At 62.6% G+C, this 20608-nt stretch carries 7 protein-coding genes; 6 read left to right on the top strand and 1 reads right to left on the bottom strand.

Annotated elements, in window-relative coordinates; genetic code table 11:
- Positions 1 to 8 precede the first annotated feature (8 nt).
- Complete coding sequence (locus tag P5W98_RS02945) at positions 9 to 1754, bottom strand: SulP family inorganic anion transporter (protein WP_421079019.1); 1746 nt, start codon at positions 1752 to 1754, stop codon at positions 9 to 11.
- Positions 1755 to 2212: 458 nt separating this feature from the next.
- Here P5W98_RS02945 and P5W98_RS02940 point away from each other — a divergent pair, with 458 nt between their 5' ends.
- The 6 genes from P5W98_RS02940 (at position 2213) to P5W98_RS02915 (ending at position 20466) form a co-directional block, all read left to right on the top strand.
- Positions 2213 to 3994, top strand: a complete 1782-nt coding sequence (locus P5W98_RS02940; protein ID WP_421023204.1) for an FAD-dependent oxidoreductase — start codon at positions 2213 to 2215, stop codon at positions 3992 to 3994.
- Between the two features lie 376 nt (positions 3995 to 4370).
- Positions 4371 to 5288: a glycosyltransferase family 2 protein gene (locus tag P5W98_RS02935; protein ID WP_421023203.1), complete on the top strand. Its 918-nt coding sequence runs from the start codon at positions 4371 to 4373 to the stop codon at positions 5286 to 5288.
- 197 nt (positions 5289 to 5485) lie between these two features.
- Positions 5486 to 6154, top strand: coding sequence for a 4'-phosphopantetheinyl transferase family protein (locus tag P5W98_RS02930; protein ID WP_434718220.1), 669 nt, complete (start codon positions 5486 to 5488; stop codon positions 6152 to 6154).
- 203 nt (positions 6155 to 6357) lie between these two features.
- The gene (locus P5W98_RS02925; RefSeq protein WP_434718219.1) at positions 6358 to 7527 is read left to right on the top strand and encodes an acyltransferase family protein; all 1170 of its coding nucleotides are present in this window, start codon (positions 6358 to 6360) and stop codon (positions 7525 to 7527) included.
- 426 nt (positions 7528 to 7953) lie between these two features.
- The gene (locus tag P5W98_RS02920; protein WP_434718218.1) at positions 7954 to 18117 is read left to right on the top strand and encodes an amino acid adenylation domain-containing protein; all 10164 of its coding nucleotides are present in this window, start codon (positions 7954 to 7956) and stop codon (positions 18115 to 18117) included.
- Between the two features lie 18 nt (positions 18118 to 18135).
- Positions 18136 to 20466, top strand: coding sequence for a condensation domain-containing protein (locus P5W98_RS02915; protein WP_421042430.1), 2331 nt, complete (start codon positions 18136 to 18138; stop codon positions 20464 to 20466).
- Positions 20467 to 20608: the final 142 nt, after the last annotated feature.

The raw sequence follows: 20608 nt of genomic DNA, 5'->3' as shown, positions 1-20608 counted from the left end.
CCTGGTATTCATTGGCTTTCGCCTGGTTTCGCATCGTCGGGCGACGCCGCCGATGTGTCCGGCGCGACGTTGCCGAGCGCCTCGATTGCGGCATCGACCGACGCGAAGATCTCGCGCTGCGCGCCTCGCGCACGCAGCGCCTTGTAGCGCTCGATCTCGCGGCGCACGCCCGTTGGAAGCGCGACGGCCGCAATGCCGATACCGCGCCGGTCGAGCTCCTCGGCCAACTGTATCAACGCCTTGCCGCCGGTGTAGTCGATGTTGTTGATCACCGACGCATCGATCACCACCCAGCGCGGCGCCGGATTCGCTTCGTTCACGAGCATCAGCACTTCCTCGGTGAAGCGTCCGGTGTTCGCATAGAACAGATCGGCTTCGAACCGGTAGACGACAATGCCTGGCACCGCGAACAGATTCGGCTCGACGCGATGCGGAACCCAGTGGCCGGAGGGACTGCGCGTGAGCACGCGCGTATGCAGGCGGTAGCTGTGCCGCACATGCGCGATCAGCGACAGCACGACGGCCGCGAGAATGCCGTGCATCACGTCGACGAACACGACCACGCCCGCCGTCAGCAAGGCGACGATCAACTCGTCCTTCTGCATGCGATAGAGCTCGGCCATGCCTTTCGCGTCGATCAGTTTCACGCCGATCATGAAAACGATCGCCGACAATACCGCCGCGGGCAAGAGGCTTAGCGGGCGCGTGAGGAACAGCAGCACCAGCAGCACGATGGCGGCCGTCGTGAGATGCGCGATCTGGGTGCGGCCGCCCGCTTCGTCGACCATCTCGGTCTTGGTTGGACTGCCATTCACGACGAAGGTCCCCGTGAATGCCGCCGCGGCGTTCGCGGCCGCGAGCCCGACGAGGTCCGCGTTGTCGTCGCCCTTCTCGTTGTAACGGTTGGCATAGGCGCGCGCGGTCGCCGCGCTCTGCGCGATGATGACGATGAAGCACGAGGCGGCCGTGACCAGCACCTCGTTGACATCGGCCGCCGTCAGGCGCGGCAGGAACAGCGACGGCAGGCCGCCCGGCACATCGCCCGTTACCGCGATGCCGCGCCCCGCGAAATCGAAAACGCCGCTCGCGAGAATCGAGCCGATCACGGCGATCAGCGCACCCGGCGCGCGCGGCGCGAAACGCTTGCAGCCGATGATCACCGCCAGCACGCCGAACGAAAGCGCCGCGGTTGCAAGGTGCGCTGCCGGGATGCGCTCGAATGCGGAGACGGCTTGCATGATCGGGCCATGCCCCTCTTTCGGCAGCCCGATCAGCCCGGCGAATTCGCCGGCGGCGACCTGCACGCCCACGCCGGTCAGAAAGCCGATCAATGCGCTGCGAGAAAGGAAGTCGGCCAGAAACCCCAGCCGGAACACCCGCGCGATCACGAGCATCACGGCAACCGCGAGGGCCACCGTGCTGGTGAGCCCGACGTATTTCGGACTTCCCAACGCAGCGACGGTCGTAAGCTCGCCCGCAAGGATGGCGGCGGTTGCGGAGTCCGCCGCGACCACCAGTTGCCGCGACGCACCTAGCACCGCAAACGCAATCAGCGGCAGCAATATCGTATAGAGCCCGGTCACGGTGGGCGTGCCGGAAATCTTCGTGTACCCCATCACTTCGGGAATGCCGAGCGCGGCGAGCGTGATGCCCGCAACGATGTCGTGCGGCAACTGGGCAGGCTTGACTGGCAAGACGCCTTGCAGAAATGGCAGGCGATGCGGACGGGACTCCGTGGCAGCAGCCGGTTTCATGTCGTCGCCTCCAGCGGGTGTCGTGGCGAGATTGTCCCGTCCCAAAACGCTCAAAATCCGCTGAAAACCTGCTTTAAACCGTTTGTCAGGAAATGCGGCAGGGGATGGGATCCGATTGAGACAACAGCAAACCTGATTCGAGACTGACACCGTCGTCTCTTTTATACGAATAGTCAATAGTCACGCGCCCCACCCAATCACACTGGGTTAGCTAGCGAACGGAAACTATCGATAGCTGTTGATAGCTTCCCGGAAGACAACGCGTGTCGAAGAGACTTTGGTCCAAACCCGGCCTCATCTTGTTTGATTCCAGACCGCGTCCGGTGAATGCCGCCAATCCCGACTTGGCGCCGGACCCAAGTCCGCGCTCCAGGCGCGTTTCGACTGGAGCCGGTCGCATTCGTTACGCCGTTCCAGTATCCGAAGCTATCTTCAACGCGATTCGAGGTCGTTGAGAGATGACGCATTTTATCGATTTCGAAGCAGACGCCGCGTCGCCCATCGGGTGCGAGCCGTTTGATCTCATCGTGGTTGGCAGCGGTGCGGCCGGTTTGACCATCGTGCGCGAATTGTCCGGCCTTGGGCTCAAGATTCTACTGCTGGAAAGCGGTGGACTCCAGGAGTCTTCCAGCCACGAGGCGCTGAACAAGGTGGAAGTACAGGGTGCCCTCAACGACGCGAGCATGCGCGAAGCGCGTCAGAAATTCCACGCATATCAATTGAAGTTCTGGAGCGCCGAAATCCAGAAGTTCGGCGTCCGATGCCGAGTACTGGGGGGATCGACGACTGGCTGGGCGGGCAAGGTTGCGCCCTTCGACACGACGGATTTTATTCAGCGCGACTGGATACCAAACTCCGGATGGCCAATCGATTGCGCCACCATCGCACCTTATATCGACCGGGCAGCCGAATGGCTCGACCTGGGACCGACCATCCACGACCGCACGTTCTGGGGCACCGCGAAACTGAAGGAACCAGCCGAAGTCTCGCGAATGCAGCACTTGACGTCCTTCTTCTGGCAATTCTCCCGCTCTCGTCACGACGCAAAGGACATCATGCGATTCGGGCCCGACTTCATGCGAGAAGCACATGAGAACGTGACGGTCCTTTTTAACGCGACGGTCTCCGCGGTGAATGTCGATGCAGACGGGATAACGGGCGTGCACATCATCTCGTCGCTCTCAGGTAGCAGGAGGCGAACCATTGAATCGGCGCATGTGGTGCTTGCCGCCGGCGCGATAGAAAATGCCCGCCTGCTGCTCATGTCGAAAGATCTCACGGGCGGCGCGCTGGGAAATCAGCATGACGTCGTCGGACGCTACCTGACGGACCATCCGTGCATTGCGCTGGGCGTTGTTTCACCCGATAGCCACGCGCGTGTCGCCACATTGCTGGGCTTTTTTCCACTGCGCCTGAAGTATCGGGCCTTTATGTATTTTCACGGACTCGCTCTTCGCCATGAGGTGCAACAAGGCGAGCGTCTGCCCAACATGGCCGTTTTTGCACACATGCATATTTCGGATGATGATCCAATGGTCGCGCTCAAGCGCTTGATCAGGCGGCAGAGCGAGCATCCGGTGTCGGACATGCTGTTGGTCGTGAAAAGTTCGGGAATCGTCTTGAGTCTCATCGGTCGCAAAATCCTGGGCAGCCAGAAAGTGCCCTACCGGCTACGCCGCGCGATTGCAGACGCCGCAGTTCTGCTGAATGCCAATTTTGTGGCGCGAGACTATGTGACCCAAGGCACGGCGAGAAAGATCGAAGCGCTGACGCTAAATCTGATCTGCGAGCAAACACCGCTGCCCGAAAACCGAATTACCCTCTCCGACAAGCGCGATCGCCTCGAACTCCCGCTTGCCCATGTCACCTGGGAGCCCGGAGTTTTCATGAGGCGCTCCGTGCTGAGGTTCTCGCAACTGCTGAAACAGGATCTATCCGCCGCGGGTATCGGCTTTGAATTTGCTCCGGAGCTGGCAACCGGCGACATGACGAAGCTCGTCTTGCACGATATGGCCCATACCGCCGGGACTACGCGAATGGGCATGAACCCCGCGACGAGCGTCGTGGACGACACGTGTCAGGTACATGGCATACGCGGCCTTTACGTGGCAGGCGCTTCTGTATTCCCGACGAGCGGACATGCCAATCCGACGATGGTCATCATGGCTCTCGCGATCCGGTTGGCCGACCATCTTAAAACGCGAGTGGTCGCGCATCGCCTGACACACTTCGAGAGCTGACACATCCCTGCATTGCTTAACGGCGGGAATGACGCCGACGCCAGACGCAAAAAGGCCCGCAGTGACGAACTGCGGGCCTTTTTGCGCGGGCGGTGGACGGCCCTGGGAGCAGTTCTTGTTCGGCCTGGCAGTATAGGGAAACTTCTCATGACGCGCTTATGCTTTCAAAAAACAAACATTTATCAAACATTGAGCCAACTTACAGGAAAGCATCTTCATCGAATAGGCTAGATCTCCCGTTATACGTGCGATGGCGCACGAACGCGCCCATTCTTTGATATCCACAATATGCGTCACGCATGCAGCGCGACTGTCCTGGCGCATCAATCCGACGCAAACACACTCTCCTTCATACAAGAGCGAAATCAGGCACGAGATGAGGCGCGACTTCGAAAATCCCTATGGAGTAAGCGTAATAATTCCACACTACAATCGTGTTGATTTGCTTTTTATCGCCATAGAATCAATATCCAGACAAACCATCGCTCCGCGCGAAATTATTGTTATAGATGATGCATCGGGACTGCAATTCGAATTGCCAAGTCATTGTGGAGACAAGATAGCGTTGCGCCTGATTCGCGAGCCCGAGAATCGCGGAGCGGCGTGGTGTCGAAACAGGGGCATAGAGGAAGCGACTGGTGACCTGATCGCTTTTTTGGATGCGGATGACCGATGGCTACCGGACAAGCTGGAACGATGCATCGCCGCGCTTGGCCCCAAGCCTCCACAACACGCCGCGCGGGTGTTGTTCAGCAACGTCATGCTCGTCGACGGGAGCCGGCGCATACCTGGCAACCCGTTTCCATACGATGGTCAATCGATGTTTGACTTCATTTTACTGGAAGGCGGATATTGCCAAACTTCATCTATTATGATGTGGCGCCATCAGTATCCGCTGATTAGCTTCGACGCATCTTTGCGCCGTCATCAAGATTGGGATTTTGCAATCAATGCGGAGATGGTGGGCAGCGAATTCATCTATATGCACGAAGCCCTGGTTGAATACTCGTTGAGCGCAAATGCCAAAAGATTATCTGCCGGGACCAATTGCGAGCCAAGCTGGAAATTTCTTAGAAAATACGAAAAATTCATGTCAAAGCGGCATATGTCATGGTTTGTATTCAACGTATTGATTTACAAAAACCTCGACTTACTGTCGAGATTTCATATCGCCAAAAAACTTATGGCGAATGAAATAAAACTACCAGGAAAAGGAAAGATATCATCTTTTATGCGATTGATTGTCGGGAGAAGCGGAATCAATATGATCAAGCGAGTGAAGCAAAAAATTTAAATTCGACGCATTGCTCTGCCGGGCTATCCATGTACGAATGTAGACACTCCGGCAGCCTTGCTCCGCGGAGCATCGGGCTGCCACGCCCCTCCGCCGGTTCGCGCCCATCGATCCTGTAGAATCGACAAGCACCGCCGACCATTGATTCCAGTTACTCAATGTCCTCTCCTCGCCTACCACCGCCGTCGTCACAAGACGTGCATATCTGGCAGTGGGATCTCGATGACTGCGGCGATTTCAATCTGGACTGGCAGATATTGTCCGCACAGGAACGCGAGCGCGCCGACAAATTCCGCTTCCCACTGCATCGCCATCGCTACGTGGCGGGACGAGGCGAGCTCAGGCGAATCCTCGGCCGCTATCTGGCGCTACCGCCTCAGGCAATCGCGCTTGGCTACGGCCCGGAAGGCAAGCCTTTTTGCGCGGCCCAGCCGCCCGAGGGGAGAATTTGCTTCAACCTCAGCCACAGCGAGAATACGGCGGTTCTTGCAATCTCGAGTGGTTTCGAGGTCGGCGTCGATGTCGAGTTCGTTCGCCCGATCGAAGAGTCGATGCCCCTTGAAGTCTTTTCCCCCCGGGAGCGCGCCGAGTTCACCGCGCTAGCACATGCCGAACGGCAAACCATTTTCTTTGAAACCTGGGTGCGCAAAGAAGCCTGTCTGAAAGCACTAGGCACCGGCTTCATCCTGCCTGCCAGCCACTTCGAGTTCGATCTTTCCAGCCGCGGTGACACGACACCCCGCCTGGTCGGCGGCAAGACACTGGAAGCAACACATTGGCGCATTAGAACCCTCCCGGTGAGTCCGGCCTGTGTCGGAGCGGTGGCGGCCCGGCGCACGGGCTGGTCAATTCTTAAGATGAATTGAGCGGCGGCGCCCGCACGAGCCCCGCCCTGACGACTGCGCGCCCATTTGGGCGTTTCGGGCGTTCGCTCCATTGCGGCTTCGCCGGCATTGCGTTGCCCACCGAACACAAGCGTCCTGCCTGGGCCGCTAGACTCATTGACAGCTAAGGCCAGAGTGTCAGGCGGCTGCCTTGGGGTTGTGGGTCCCGGACGACAGGGGGTGTGATGGCTCCGAGCAACAGCAGATACGATGCCCTGGACGGTTTGAGAGGCGTCGCCGCCATTGCAGTGATGCTGCTGCATATTACCCAGGGCGCCATATTCAAGAACGCGTACGTGGCGGTCGATCTGTTCTTCATGCTGAGCGGCTTTGTCATTGCTCACTCTTATCGCGCACGGCTCCTCGGCGGCATGACGACATATGAATATGTAAAAAGGCGCATTATCCGACTCTATCCCATGCTCGTGATTTCGTTGCTGCTGGGCTTGCCCGTATTGATCGAGGCAGGAACGCTCGGCATATCGAACTATCCGATGCGCAGCATCATCTCTGGAACCATCTCCAACCTGTTCTTCACGCCGTACATTGCCCATTACGGCACCGCGAACATGGCGACGGCGGGCGCCGATGCTGCAGCCTATCTCACATTCGGCGAAATATTCCCGACCAATCCCCCCGCGTGGTCGCTTTTCTTTGAAATGGTGGCAAGCATTGCGTTCGTGTTCATCGTCCGGTTGGGCAGGCCCGCAATGCTCAAGATCATCTTCGCGAGCGGCCTCATGCTTATAATATCAGGCATCCTGACCAGTTTCGAGATTCATGGACACTCAATCGTCGATCTCGAAGATGGTTCGGTTGGCAGAGGAATTGATGGCGGATTCTATCGCGTAATATTCGGCTTCACGATTGGCGTCCTGCTCCATAAGACAAAAATCTCCGGCGTCGATCTGCGCATCATAGATGGACTGAAACAAGTGCTTCGCAATTCATACGGCTTGTATGCCGGTGCACTGCTCCTGTTCATGTTTCCGCTGTCGCTTCGCGGCATGTACCCGGTGTTCGCCATTTTCTGCGTTGCACCCTGCCTGGTGATGGTCGGCGCCAATCTCGCCTGTGCGGGCGTGTTCGAAGCGAAAATCGCGCGGTTTCTCGGCTGGCTCTCCTACCCGATTTATCTCCTGCATTTTCCGATCGGCCGAGCCGTATACATGCTTGTCGGCACGCCCAACGGATCGGTGATCGTTCCGACACTCGTCACATGCGCAGTCACGTTCGTGAGCGCAATCATCGTGACGCGATACGTCGAGGAACCCGTGCGCGCTTTCCTGTCGAAGCGATTTACAGGACATCCGGCCATGACACCGAGTGGATTGACGGATCGGAACGCTGGATGATCGCCGCGCATGGTGCGCATGGCTGTGCGAGACGCGGCCCGCCCCGACGTGGCAGGTCCTGCAAGCCATACATTTCGGGCGTCTTCGCCACGCTGACGTTGCATTGTTCTGGGCCTGGTGCGGCCACTCTCTCTTCGATTCCGTTGCCGGCTCGCATTAGCGGCACGCGGGACCATGCCTCGCCGGCACCTTGATGTAGTGCTTGTTGCATCGCAACGTATGTACGAAGGCGAACGGATCGGTAACCCGCAAGAAGATTAAATTTGACTTACAGCACATGCCGCGCTTGAGACACGGATCAGACGCGCATCGCCTCGTGCTGCTTGCCCCACCGTGACCGGCCGCCGATCGGTGCGCGAATAGCGCTCGCATCGCGAGACGTGACTCATTGCAAGGCCCCTCATCACCATCATTGGAGAGCGGCAAATGTCACATAGAGATGGATTGTCAGGCGCCCTGCCGGGCGAAACCGATCACGGACCTGGCCTGGCAGCACGCTTCGATGCCATATGTGCTGAGCATGCCGATCATCTCGCAGTGATCGACGCAACAGGCGAAGAAAGCTATGCCACACTCGCCGGGCGTTCGGCCCGCCTTGCCACCATCCTGAGCCGCCATGGACTCGAACGAGGTGAGCGCTGCGCCATCATGGTTCCGCGCAGTCGGGACACGCTGGCTTTGATGCTCGCGATCCTGCGTCTTGGAGCCGTCTATGTGCCGCTCGATCCGGCCTATCCCAGGGCGCAGCTCGATTTCATCGTTTCAGATTGCTCGCCCAAGCTTATCGTTGCCGAAGGTGCGGCTCTCGCAGACGTTGGCGCGCTCGACGGAGTACTAATCGATCTCGCGGATATCGTAGCGTCATCGGAGGCGGCCGAACCCGCCGCGCTGCGAGCCTGCGGTGGAGACGATCCTGCCTACATCATGTATACCTCCGGCTCGACCGGCAAGCCAAAGGGTGTGATCGTGCCGCACCGCGCGATTTTGCGCCTGGTGCACGATCAGTCTTTCACTGAGCTCTCGTCGCGCACCCGCTTTCTCAACCTCGCGCCCCTCGCCTTCGATGCAAGCACACTGGAAATCTGGGGTCCGCTTCTCAACGGCGGATGCGCCGCCATCATCAACGAGGTTCAGCCTTCGCTCGACACGATCGCCGCCGAAATGGCGCGGCTCGGCGTCACGAGCGCCTGGTTCACAGCCGGCCTTTTCAATGCGCTCGCCGACTATCAGCTGGAAGCCTTCCAGCCGCTCAAGGAGGTGCTCACCGGCGGAGACGTGCTCTCGCCCATCCATGTGCGCAAGGTCATGCAGGCGCACGCGGGGCTGCAGGTCATCAACGGCTACGGTCCGACCGAAAACACGACCTTCACGTGCTGCTACCGCATTCCGCGCGACGGCGAGGCCCTGGCCCATGGCGAGGCCATTCCCATCGGCGAGGCCATCGCGGGCACGCGCGTCTACATCGTGGACGACAAGCTTGAGCCTGTTGAGGAGGGAGAAGTCGGTGAGCTCGTCACGGGCGGTGACGGCGTTGCGCTTGGCTACCTCAATCGTCCGGAACTGACTGCGGAAAAATTCGTCGACGACGTTTTCAACCCCGGTGCCAAACTCTACCGTACCGGCGACCTGGTCCGGCGGCGCCCGGACGGTGCCATTGCTTTCCTGGGACGCAACGACCGGCAGATCAAGATCGCCGGCAAACGCATCGAGCTAGACGAAATCGAACACGCGCTGCGCGTGGCGCCCGGCGTGGCCGACGCCGCCGTGGCGGCATTCGAAGGCCGCACGGGCAAGTCCATCGCCGGCTTCGTGAAGGCCGATGTCGCCGATGTCGCCGATGTCGCCGAGGGTGCCGTCTTCCTGAGCGGTTTGCGCGCCCATCTCAAGACGGCATTGCCCGACTACATGGTGCCGGCGGAACTGCGCGTCCTCGCGGCCTTTCCCTTGACGCCGAACGGCAAGATCGATCGCAAAGCCCTGCTTGCTGGACTTGATACGCAAGCCGAATCACCAGCCGCGCCGCAGCCGGTCAATGACGATATCGCCGAGAAGCTCGCGGCGGTTTTCGAGAGTCTTCTCGGCAAACCCGTCGATCGCCGCGCGAACTTCTTCGACCTTGGGCTGCGCTCGCTTGACCTGATGCGCTCGCACGCCATCATCATGCGCGACGTAGCGTCAACGATCGCGCTGGTAGACCTGTTTCGTCATCCGAATGTTGACGCGCTGGCCGCCCATATGCGCGCCACGCTCGACAACGCGAACGGGCTCTCTGTCCAGCCCCGCGGTGACACGCATGGCGGGGCGATCGCCGTGATCGGCATGGCGGGACGCTTTCCTGGGGCGCGCAACGTCTCGGAGCTTTGGGGCAATATCCTCGCGGGGCGCGACTGCGTCACACATTTCGACGTGGCGGAGCTGGAAGACAGTTTCGACGAGGGCGCGAGGCGCGAAGAAAGTTATGTGAAAGCGCGGCCGATTCTTCCGGACGTCGATCGCTTCGACGCCGGCTTCTTTGGAATGCTCGCGCGCGAAGCGGCGCTCACCGACCCGCAACAACGGCTCTTTCTCGAGATTGCCTGGGAGGCGTTTGAAGACGCCGGATACGATCCAGCGACGATTGCTGGCGCCGTCGGGGTGTTCGCCGGCACCTCGATGAACACCTACTTCCTCAAGCACGTCCTGTCCGACCGCGCGGTCATCGACGAATTCACGAGCCAGTTTCAGATCGGCGAGTATCAAAAGCTCGTCGGCGCAGGCGATTTTGTCGCCACGCGCACCGCCTACAAGCTGGGCCTGACCGGCCCCGCTATCTCGGTACAGACGGCATGCTCGACCTCGATGACAGCGATTGGCCTCGCCGTCGAGAACCTTCGCGCGGGCCGCTGCGAAATGGCGCTGGCCGGCGGCGTGTCGATCACCTTCCCGCAAAAGCGAGGCTACTTCTACGAGGAAGGCGGAATGGGCGCGCCCGATGGCGTTTGCCGCCCGTTCGATGCCGATGCCAGAGGCACGGTGTTCGGCAGCGGCGCCGGCGTCGTCTTGCTCAAGCGCCTTGACGACGCCATCGCCGACGAGGATCCAATCTATGCCGTGATCCGTGGCGTCGGCATCAACAACGACGGTTCCGACAAGGTCGGCTTCACGGCACCCAGTGTCGATGCGCAGGCCCGCGCGATTGCCATTGCCCACGCAGAGGCGGGTATCGATCCGGCGTCCGTTGGCTATATCGAAACCCATGGCACGGCGACACCATTAGGCGACCCGATTGAGTTCGCCGGCCTCGTCCAGGCATTCCGCCTCGGCGGCGTCGAGGGCGGCCAGTTCTGCGCGCTCGGCTCGGCCAAAGCCAATGTCGGACACCTCGACGCGGCGGCTGGCGTAACGGGTTTCATATCGGCGGCACTCGCCCTGCGCCACCATACCCTGCCGCCGCTCACGCATTTTCGCTCGCCCAATCCGGCCATCGATGCAGCCAACAGCCCCTTCTTCTTCAACACGGCGGCACGTCCATGGGCGCAAGGGCCCACACCGCGCCGCGCCGGCGTGAGTTCCTTCGGCGTCGGCGGCACGAACGTCCACGTAGTGCTTGAAGAAGCGCCATGCCGTGCCAGCGCGTGCGAGGCGGAAGAAGGGCTCCAGATCTTGCCGCTTTCCGCGCGCAGCGCACCTGCGCTCGATCGCGCGAAGGCAAGGCTCGCCGACCATCTGGCGGCCCATCCCGCGCTCTCGCTCGCCGACGTGGCCGCGACGCTCCAAACGGGTCGCCGTGCCTTTACCCACCGCGCCGTGGTCATCGCCGATAGCCTCGATCAGGCCCAGGCGAAGCTTCAGAAGGGTGCCATCGAAGCCCAGGCGCCTCAGACCCCGCCCGCGGTGGTCTTTATGTTTCCCGGCCAGGGCGCCCAGTATCCCGGCATGGGAGAAGCGCTCTATCGCACCGAGCCAGTCTATCGCCAATGGATCGACAAGGGCGCCCAGGCGCTGATGCCGCACCTGGGGCTGGACATCCGCACGCTGATGTTCAGCGATGCCGCCCAGGGGGACGACGCCGCGCACCCCATCCGTTCGACAATCTACGCGCAGCCGGCGCTGTTCCTCGTCGAATACGCGCTGGCGCAACTGTGGATCTCGCGCGGCATCAAGCCGGCGGCCATGATTGGCCATAGCATCGGCGAGCTGGTCGCGGCCTGCGTGGCCGAGGCGATCGCCTTCGACGACGCGCTGTACCTGATTGCCAGGCGTGGGGCGCTCATGCAGTCGGCCGAACCGGGCGCGATGCTCGTCGTGCGCCTTTCGGAAGCCGAATTGCGGCCGCTTCTGCCCGCCGATGTCGATCTGGCCGCCATCAATGCGCCGACGCTCAGCGTCGTGGCCGGTTCCTTCGCGGCCATCGAGGCCTTCGAGGCCACGCTCAAAGCGAGCGACATCGAGCATCGACGCCTGCACACCTCGCATGCCTTCCACTCGCGCATGATGTCCGGCGTCGTCGAAGCGCTTGCGACGGTCGCCGACAGCCTGTCTTTCGCACCGCCAAAGACCCCGTATGTATCCTCGGTGACCGGGCAGTGGGCGGCCATGGATCAGCCCGTGTCGGGACGTTACTGGGCCAGCCATTGCCGGGACGTCGTGCGCTTTGGCGATGCGCTCACCACCGTGACGGCAGAAGGCAAGCCGCTTCTGCTCGAAATCGGCCCGGGCCGGACGCTGACGACCTTCGCCATGCAAGGGTTGTCGAAGGAGCGCTATCTGGCCGCGGTTGCCTCCCTGCCTGATTTCGCCATGCGCGACCGGGAACTTGCCGTCCTCGCCGATGCGACCGGGCGGCTGTGGATCAACGGCGTCACGCCGATCTGGAAAACCGTCCAGACCGAAGGTGCGCGCCGCATCGTGCTGCCGACTTACCCCTTCGAACCCGAACGGCATTGGATTGAAGCGCCCGGAGCTGGGTCGGCAGCCGGATCGGCAGTTCGGTCGGCCGTTGCGCCTGCACCTGCTTGCGCAGCGGCGAGTGCAGCGACCACCGAAGCTGCCATTGCCCTTCAACCGACTGCGGACGCCGCGCCAATAGCCGCGCCGGCCTCGTCCGCCGCCATCACCGACATCGCCCAGACCGCCATGGCCCAAACCGCCCCAATCGACCGCAAACCGCGTCTCGTCGCCGAACTGGCATCGCTTCTTGCCGAGATGTCCGGCGAGGCGCCGGATACGTCCAATCCGGATGTGACCTTCTGGGATCTCGGTTACGACTCGCTCTTCATGGGGCAAGTCTCCCGCCAGCTTCGCCGCCGCTACGATGTCACGATCAGCTTCCGGCAAATCATGAGCGACTATCCCACGCTGCCTGCCCTGGCGGCGTTCCTCGATGGCGCTTTGCCGCCCGATCCCGAGCAGCCGATCGCGCCCGTCGCGGCCGCTGCGCCCGCCGCTGCATCCTCCGCTGCACCCGCCGCTGCCGCAACGGCCGCCGCGAGCGCGCCGCCTGCCGCTGCGGCACCGGCAGCTTCCATCGTCGCCGCGCAATTGGCCGGCGTGCCAGCGGCGGGCGACCTCCACGCGGTCATCCGTGACCAGCTCGCTGCGATGCAGTCCCTGATGGCGCGTCAGCTCGAGATGCTTCAAGGGACGCCACTCGCGCTCCAGCAACCCTCGGCGGCGGCACCCGCCCCGTCTGCGGCGCCAATCCAGCTCGCAGCCGCACCTGCGGCGCCGGTGCCCGACGCCGCCTCGCGCGCCACCTGCCCCGAGATCAAGTTCGACGAGAGCCGGCCATCGCGCTTTAACGCGTACAAGCCCGGCGCAACCAGCTCGGCGCAGATGACCGCTGCCCAGACGGCGTTCGTCGAGGATCTGGCGGCGCGCTACTCGGCGAAGACGCTCACCTCCAAGGCGCGCACCCAGTCTTATCGCGCTGTGCTTGCTGACCCGCGCACTGCCAGTGGCTTTCGCGAGGAATGGAAGGAGCTCGTCTATCCCATCGTCGCCCAGCGCTCGAAGGGCTCGAAGATCTGGGACGTCGACGGCAATGAATATATCGATCTGGTCAACGGCTATGGTCAAACCGCGTTTGGCCATACGCCGGATTTCGTGGTGGAAGCCGTCAACGCCCAGATGGCCGAGGGCTTCGCCATCGGCCCGCAGTCCCCGCTTGCGGGCGAAGTCGCCCAGATGTTCGCCGAGATGACCGGGCATCAGCGCGTCACGTTCTGCAATACCGGTTCCGAGGCCGTGATGGCAGCAATGCGCCTCGCACGCACGGTGACCGGCAAGGACAAGGTCGTCTGCTTCGACGGCGACTATCACGGCCAGTTCGATGAAGTCCTCGTCAAGCCAGGCAGCGAAGCGGGCCAGCCGCGTGCGTTCCCGGTCGCGCCGGGCATCCCGCAGAGCTCCGTGGGCAATATGCTCGTGCTGCCCTACGCGAGGCCCGAAAGCCTCGAGTGGATCAAAGCCAACATCGACGACATCGCCGCGGTCCTGATCGAGCCCGTGCAATCGCGCCACCCCAACCTGCGGCCGAGGGACTTCGTGCAGCAACTGCGCGAGCTCACGGCGGCCAACGACTCCGCCCTGATCTTCGACGAGGTCGTGACCGGCTTTCGCGTTCATCCGGCCGGCATGCAAGGCTACTGGGGCATCAAGGGCGACATGGCGACCTATGGCAAGGTGGTCGGCGGCGGCCTGCCCGTCGGGGTGCTCGCCGGCAGCGCGCAATTCATGGACGCGCTTGACGGCGGCCAGTGGCAATTCGGCGATGCGTCGGTGCCCGAAGTCCCGCCCACCTTCTTCGCCGGCACGTTCGTGCGTCATCCCCTCGTCCTGGCGGCGATGAAAGCCGTGCTGCTGCATCTGAAGGAGGCGGGCCCGGCGCTGCAGGCAACGCTTGGCGCGCGCATGGACGGCCTCGTGCAGCGTATCAATGCCCATCTGGAGAAAGTCGGCATCGCCACGCGGGCGGAATGCTTCTCGAGCTGGTTCTATATCAACTTTGCGGGCGAGGACCGCCTGGGCAGTCTGTTCTTTGCCTATATGCGCTACCTCGGCATCCACATCATGGAAGGCTTCCCGTGCTTTTTGACCACGAGCCATTCGGATGAGGACATCCGCAGGATTGGTGACGCCTTCATCGAAACCCTCGCGGCGCTCCAGGCCGTGGGCATTCTCGGCGGAACGACGCAAGCCCTCGCTGGCACGCAGCCGGTCGAACGCGAGCCGCTCGTGCAATCGCCGCTCACCGAGCCCCAGAAAGAAATCTGGATGTCGGCTCAGCAGGGTCACGAAGCATCGCTCGTCTTCAACGAGTCATTCACGCTCGAACTCACGGGCAAGCTGAACGAGGCCGCTTTCGAGCGCGCCTTCAATGCGACCGTTGCACGCCACGATGCGTTGCGCGCGCACTTCTCGCGCATCGGGACCACGATGTACGCGGATGCGGCCACAACCGTTCCGCTCGTGCTCATCGATCTCCTGGGCCACGCCGATGGGGCAGGCGAACTCGCGGAGATTGTCGATGCGGAAGCGCGCGAAGTCTTCGATCTCACCCGCGCGCCGCTTGCGCGCGCCGCGCTCGTGCGCCTTGAAGCCCAGAAGTGGGCCTTCGTGTTCACGGCCCATCACATTGTCTGTGACGGATGGTCGATCAATATCATCCTGCGCGACCTGGCTGCCCTCTACGCAGCCGAAGTGTGGGGCACGCAGCCGCAACTCGACGAAGTGCAGAGCTTCCTCGCTTTCGCCAAGGCACAGGACGAGGCCGGCGTCGATGAACAAACGCGCGAATTCTGGTTGAATCTCCATCGCGACCCGGCACCGCAGCCCGAACTGCCCGGCGACCGTCCGCGCCCGGCGCTCAAGAGCTTTAACGGCGCATCGACCACACGCCATCTCAGTGCCGATCTGCTCAAGCAGGTCAAGACCGCTGCCTCGAAGCAAGGCTGCTCGCTCTTCGCCGCCCTGTTCGGCGCGGCCCAGGTGCTGTTTGGCAGGCTGTCCGGCAATGACGATGTCGTCATCGCTGCACCCATGGCGGGCCAGTCTCAAGCCGGCGAAGCGCTGCTGGTCGGGCACTGCGTGAACTTCCTGCCCTTGCGTGTGAGGTTCGAGCGCGACAAGCCTTTCGCCACGCACATGAAGGCCGTGCGCGACCATCTCTACGACGCGGGTGACCGGCAGAACTACACCTATGGCGCGCTGGTGCGCGACCTCGGCATCAAGCGCGATTTCAACCGCCTTCCGCTCACCGATCTGCAGTTCAACCTGGAGAAGGTCGACGGCGAGCTCGACATGGCCGGCGTGACGACGCGCTTTACGCCGAACGCGAAGGCCTACAGCAACTTCGATCTGTTCCTGAACGTGATCGAATCGGCGCACGGCCTGCGTCTGGACTGCGATTTCAACACCGACATCTATGACGAGTCGACGATCCAGCGCTGGCTTGGCCACTACGAGACCTTGCTTGGCGCGATCGCGCGCGATCCCGAAACGCCGGTCGCCGCATTGCCGCTCTTGCGCGAAGAAGAGATCCACCATCTTCGCGACGAGCTGAACGCTTCCCTGTGCGCCTTCGATCTGTCGCAGACGGCCCCGGCAATGATCGCCACGCAGGCCCGCCTGACGCCCGATACGACCGCCGTATCTGACGAAACGGCAAGCCTGTCCTATGGCGATCTCGACGCACTCGCGAACCAGATCGCGCGCCGGCTCGTGGCGGCGAGCATCGCGCCGCACTCACGCGTCGCCATCGCGATGGACCGGACGGCGTTGACCGTGGCCGCCATGATTGGCGTGTGGCGAGCCGGTTGTGCCTATGTGCCCCTCGACATGACGATGCCGCCCGCACGCGTGCGCCAGATCCTCGATGGCGCTGAGCCAGCCGCCATCCTCAGCGATCAAATCAGTCGCCTGGTGCTCGAAGCGGGCGCACATCGCGTGCTGAATCTCGAGGCCCTCCTCGAGCAAAGCGATGACGAAGCCGTGCCTTTGCCCGTCGTGTCCGATGCGCATTCGGCCTACGTGATCTTCACTTCGGGCTCGACCGGGCAACCCAAGGGCGTAGAGATTGGCCATCGCGCGCTGAGCAACTTCCTGTTGTCGATGGCGCAAGCCCCCGGCTTCACGGCGAGGGACAGCATCGTCGCGGTCACCACGTTCTCCTTCGATATCTCGGGGCTCGAACTATTCCTGCCGCTCATCGTGGGTGGGCAAACCTTCATCGCCGGCCATGCAGAGGTGCGCACCGGCTACGAGCTGGTGACGCGGCTGAAGGAAGAAGCCGCCACCGTCTTGCAGGCGACGCCAACACTTTGGCGCATGCTGCTGGAGGCGGGCTTCAAGGCACCGAAGGGCTTCAAGATCCTTTGCGGCGGTGAGCCGTTGCCACGCGATCTCGCCGACGCGCTGCTCGCAACCGGCGCTCAGGTGTGGAACCTCTACGGCCCGACCGAGACGACAATCTGGTCTTCGGCTTCTCGCGTGAACGCGAACGGACCTGTGGTGATCGGCGCTCCGCTCGCCAATACGGAACTGCATGTGCTGACCGACGACCTGCATCTGGCGCCGCAAGGCGTGAGCGGCGAACTGTGGATTGGCGGTGCGGGCCTGGCGAAGGGGTACTTCAACCGCCCCGATCTCACCGACGCCGCCTTCAAGTCGGTCGCGATCGAAGGCACCGCGCCGCGCCGGCTCTACCGCACCGGCGATCTCGCCAAGCGGCTCGCCGACGGCTCACTGCAGCACCTCGGCCGTCGCGATCAGCAGATCAAGCTGCGGGGATTCCGGATCGAGATCGAGGAGATCGAGGCGGCCTTGCGCCAGGCGCCGGGGGTTGCCGCAGCGGCCGTCGCGCTGCATACGGTCAGCGGCAATGCCCGCCTCGTGGGCTACCTTGTCGATGCGAGCTCCGGGAAGGCCGACCACGCGGCGGTAGCGGCGCATGTTGGCGCGCAGTTGCCTGCCTATATGGTGCCCACCTTGTGGATGACGCTCGACGCGCTGCCTCAGACCAGCAATGGCAAGCTCGACCGCAAAGCCCTGCCCGTGCCAACGCCGGACATGGTGGCCACGCCCGTGCGCCAGCCGCACGCCGCGCTCAAGGTGGTCCCGCACTCCCCCATGCCGAGCGAAGCGGCGGCAATCGACACTACACCCTCCGGGCCTGTGTCGGCCGATTCAGTGGCCGATTCAGTGGCCGACTCAGCGGCGGACTCAGTGCCGGACTCGGTGGCCGAAACAGCAGCCGAATCAGTGACCGACCCGGTGACCGACTCCGCGGCCAATGCAGCAGCCGAACCCGCTGCCTTGACGCCGACTCAGGCCGCCATCGCCGCGGTCTGGCGCGACGTCCTCGGCCTGCAGTACATCGACATCGACCAGAAGTTCTTCAGCCTCGGCGCGGACAGCCTCCAGCTCTTTCGCATCGTCGCGCGAATGAACGAACGCGGGCTGGGCGTGGATGCGCGCCAACTCATGAAGAACGTGACGATCGCCGAACTGGCCGCGAGCCTCGATGGCACGCAGGCGCAAGAGCCGACGCAGGCTCCGGCCGTCATGCGGCCTTCGATTCTCAACTTCAAGCGCAGGCATGCCGAGGGGTGAGCGATGAACGGGATAGCCTTGAACATCGCCGATACTCAAGAGCTCGAGACCGGCTACGCCCTCTTCCCGGCAACCGCCTGCCAGGTACGGTTCTGGCATGAGCAGAGGGCATCGCCGAACGCCTCGGCGCTGAACATCGCCTTCCGGCTGCAGCTGTCTGGGCCGCTGAAAGCCGCGAATCTCGAACAGGTGCTCGGCGAGCTGGTCGCGCGGCACGAGATCTTGCGTACCGGCTTCCTGATGACGGGCGCAGGGCTGCGCCAGCAAGTCTGGAGCGACGTGCCCTTCCAGCTCGAAGTGGTCGATCTCGCGGGCATCGAGGAAAATGCCGCCCTTGCACAAGCCGAGCGAGTCGGTCGCGAGCAGGCCCGCACACCGTTCGAATTGACGTCGCGCTCCTTCTTTCGGGCTGTATGGCTGCCCAGGTCGGTCACGCAGGGAGAGTTGCAGCTGACCTTCCACTCGCTCGTCATGGACGGCTGGTCGCTTGGGATACTCGTGCGCGAACTCGTGGAAGGGCTTGCCGCATTGCATGGCGGTCACGCCCCCGAACTGCCCGATGTCGAGCTTCACCATGGCGACTATGCGCTATGGAAGGAAGAGTTCCTGGCGAGCGGCGCGCTCGATCGCGCGCGCGCCCATTGGCGCGAGGAGCTTCGGGATTTCAGCCGCTTCGACGTGCCCGGAGATCGTCCCCGACCTCAGGAGCGACGCTTCCAGGGCGTGATTCGCTCCACGCTGCTGCCCGGCGCACTGAGCGAGCGCCTGATAGCAGCAGCCAAGGCCCAGGGGGTGACGCTCTTCAGCGTGGCGGCGGCGGGCCTTGCAATGGCGCTTCAAGCGGCGGCGGGCCAGACCCGCGTTTCCATGGGCACCCAGATGTCGCTGCGGGATCAGCAGGAGCTGGAGGGCGTCGTTGGCCCGCTCATCAATACGGTGATCCTTCGCCTCGACGTTCCCGAAGGCAGCACGCTCGCCTCCGTCACCGCGCAGTGTGGCGCCAAGCTCAGTGAAGCCATCGAACATCTCCATTTGCCGTTCGAGGAGATGATGGAGCTGGCTGGCGAAGTTTCCGAAAAGGATCGTCCGCCACTTTGCTCCGTCAATTTCGCTCTGCAAAAGAGTTTTGTCGGCATGGACGATGAAGTACGCCGGCACGATTTCGCCGCCACGACCTCGCCCTCATTCAATGCGGGCGCGCTCTACGACCTCAATTTCTTCATGGTGCGGCGCCCGGATGGCTGGCGCATCTCCTGTGAAGGCGACACGGATCTCTACGATGTGGAGACGATCGACCGCCATATCGCAAAGTGGCGCGAGGTACTGGAAACCGTCGAGATCGTGGCGCAACGGCCATTGGCGCCGGTTCACGTCAATGTGCCCGGCAAAGGAACGCCGGGGGCCGTCGCAGGCGTGGGCGCCAGTGGATTCATGAGTCAGGCCGAGCTGGAGGCGAAAGCGCGCAATATCGTTCAGTTCAACGAGGAAGCGCCGGGAACGCCCATCATCGCGCTCAACAACACGGCCGTGCTCTTCGGGCTGGCTCAGCAATTCGCCTGTGAGCGGCCGCTCATCGACATCCCGATGGTGCCCGAAGGCGCCCCGCGCGAGTTCCCGCAGCGGGCCTTCCAGGATATCGCAGCGGATGCCGTGCGGCTCATCAGGCTCGCCCGGCCAAGAGGCCCCTATATCCTCATGGGGCACTGCGTGCTGGGCGCGATGTCGCTGGAGGCGGCCCATCAGCTGCGGCGCGAGGGCGAAACGGTGGAACTCATCATCCTCAACGATTCCTGGTGCCCGGGTTATCGCGAAACGATGCCCTGGTACGACCGGCAGCTGCGCAAAATGCAGGTGCGCGCAGACAACATCCCGCGCGACTTTCGCAAGGCCATGCGCGGCGAGACCTCCATGGCAGCCTTCCTCAACCAGTACCGGATCGTGCGCTGGCTCCACATTGCAGACGTTGCGCTGAAGCTTGGCCTGATCAAGGGCGACGCTTCGGAGCATCTCGTTGCCGAGAATCGCTGGTACATCGAGTATCTGCTGGCTCAGCAGGCGCGATATCGTCCAGCGCCCTATGACGGCGACGTGCAAATCTTCCGCAGCGATCAGGCGCTCAAGGGGAGGCTGTTCGCCTGGGATCTGGGATGGCGATCGGTGGTAACGGGCACTCTGGCCGTGACCCCGGTCCCGGGCATGCACGACCAGATCTTCCGCCCGGCCGGCGCCGCTGTCATTGCAAAGCAACTACATGAGCGCCTGAGCGGAATCGGGGCCAACCCTGCAGTCGACGACGCTCCAGGCGAGCAGGATGTTCCCACGGCAGACCTGAATCGCGCCAATGCCTAGAGGCCGGCGGGTTGCCGAGCGGCTTGATGAGGACTGCTGGGCACGCCGTGGCGTGTCCCAGCAGACCGGGCGATAGCTGATTTGCGCGAAGCGTTCGTGAACCGAAGCGCGATCGAAATGCGCGATCGAAATGAGAAGCGAC

The organism is Paraburkholderia sp. A1BS-2L (assembly GCF_051125205.1).
Classification (GTDB): Bacteria; Pseudomonadota; Gammaproteobacteria; order Burkholderiales; family Burkholderiaceae; genus Paraburkholderia.
The sequence above is the reverse complement of the archived record's forward strand: the minus strand, read 5'-3'. Positions and strand labels throughout refer to the sequence as shown.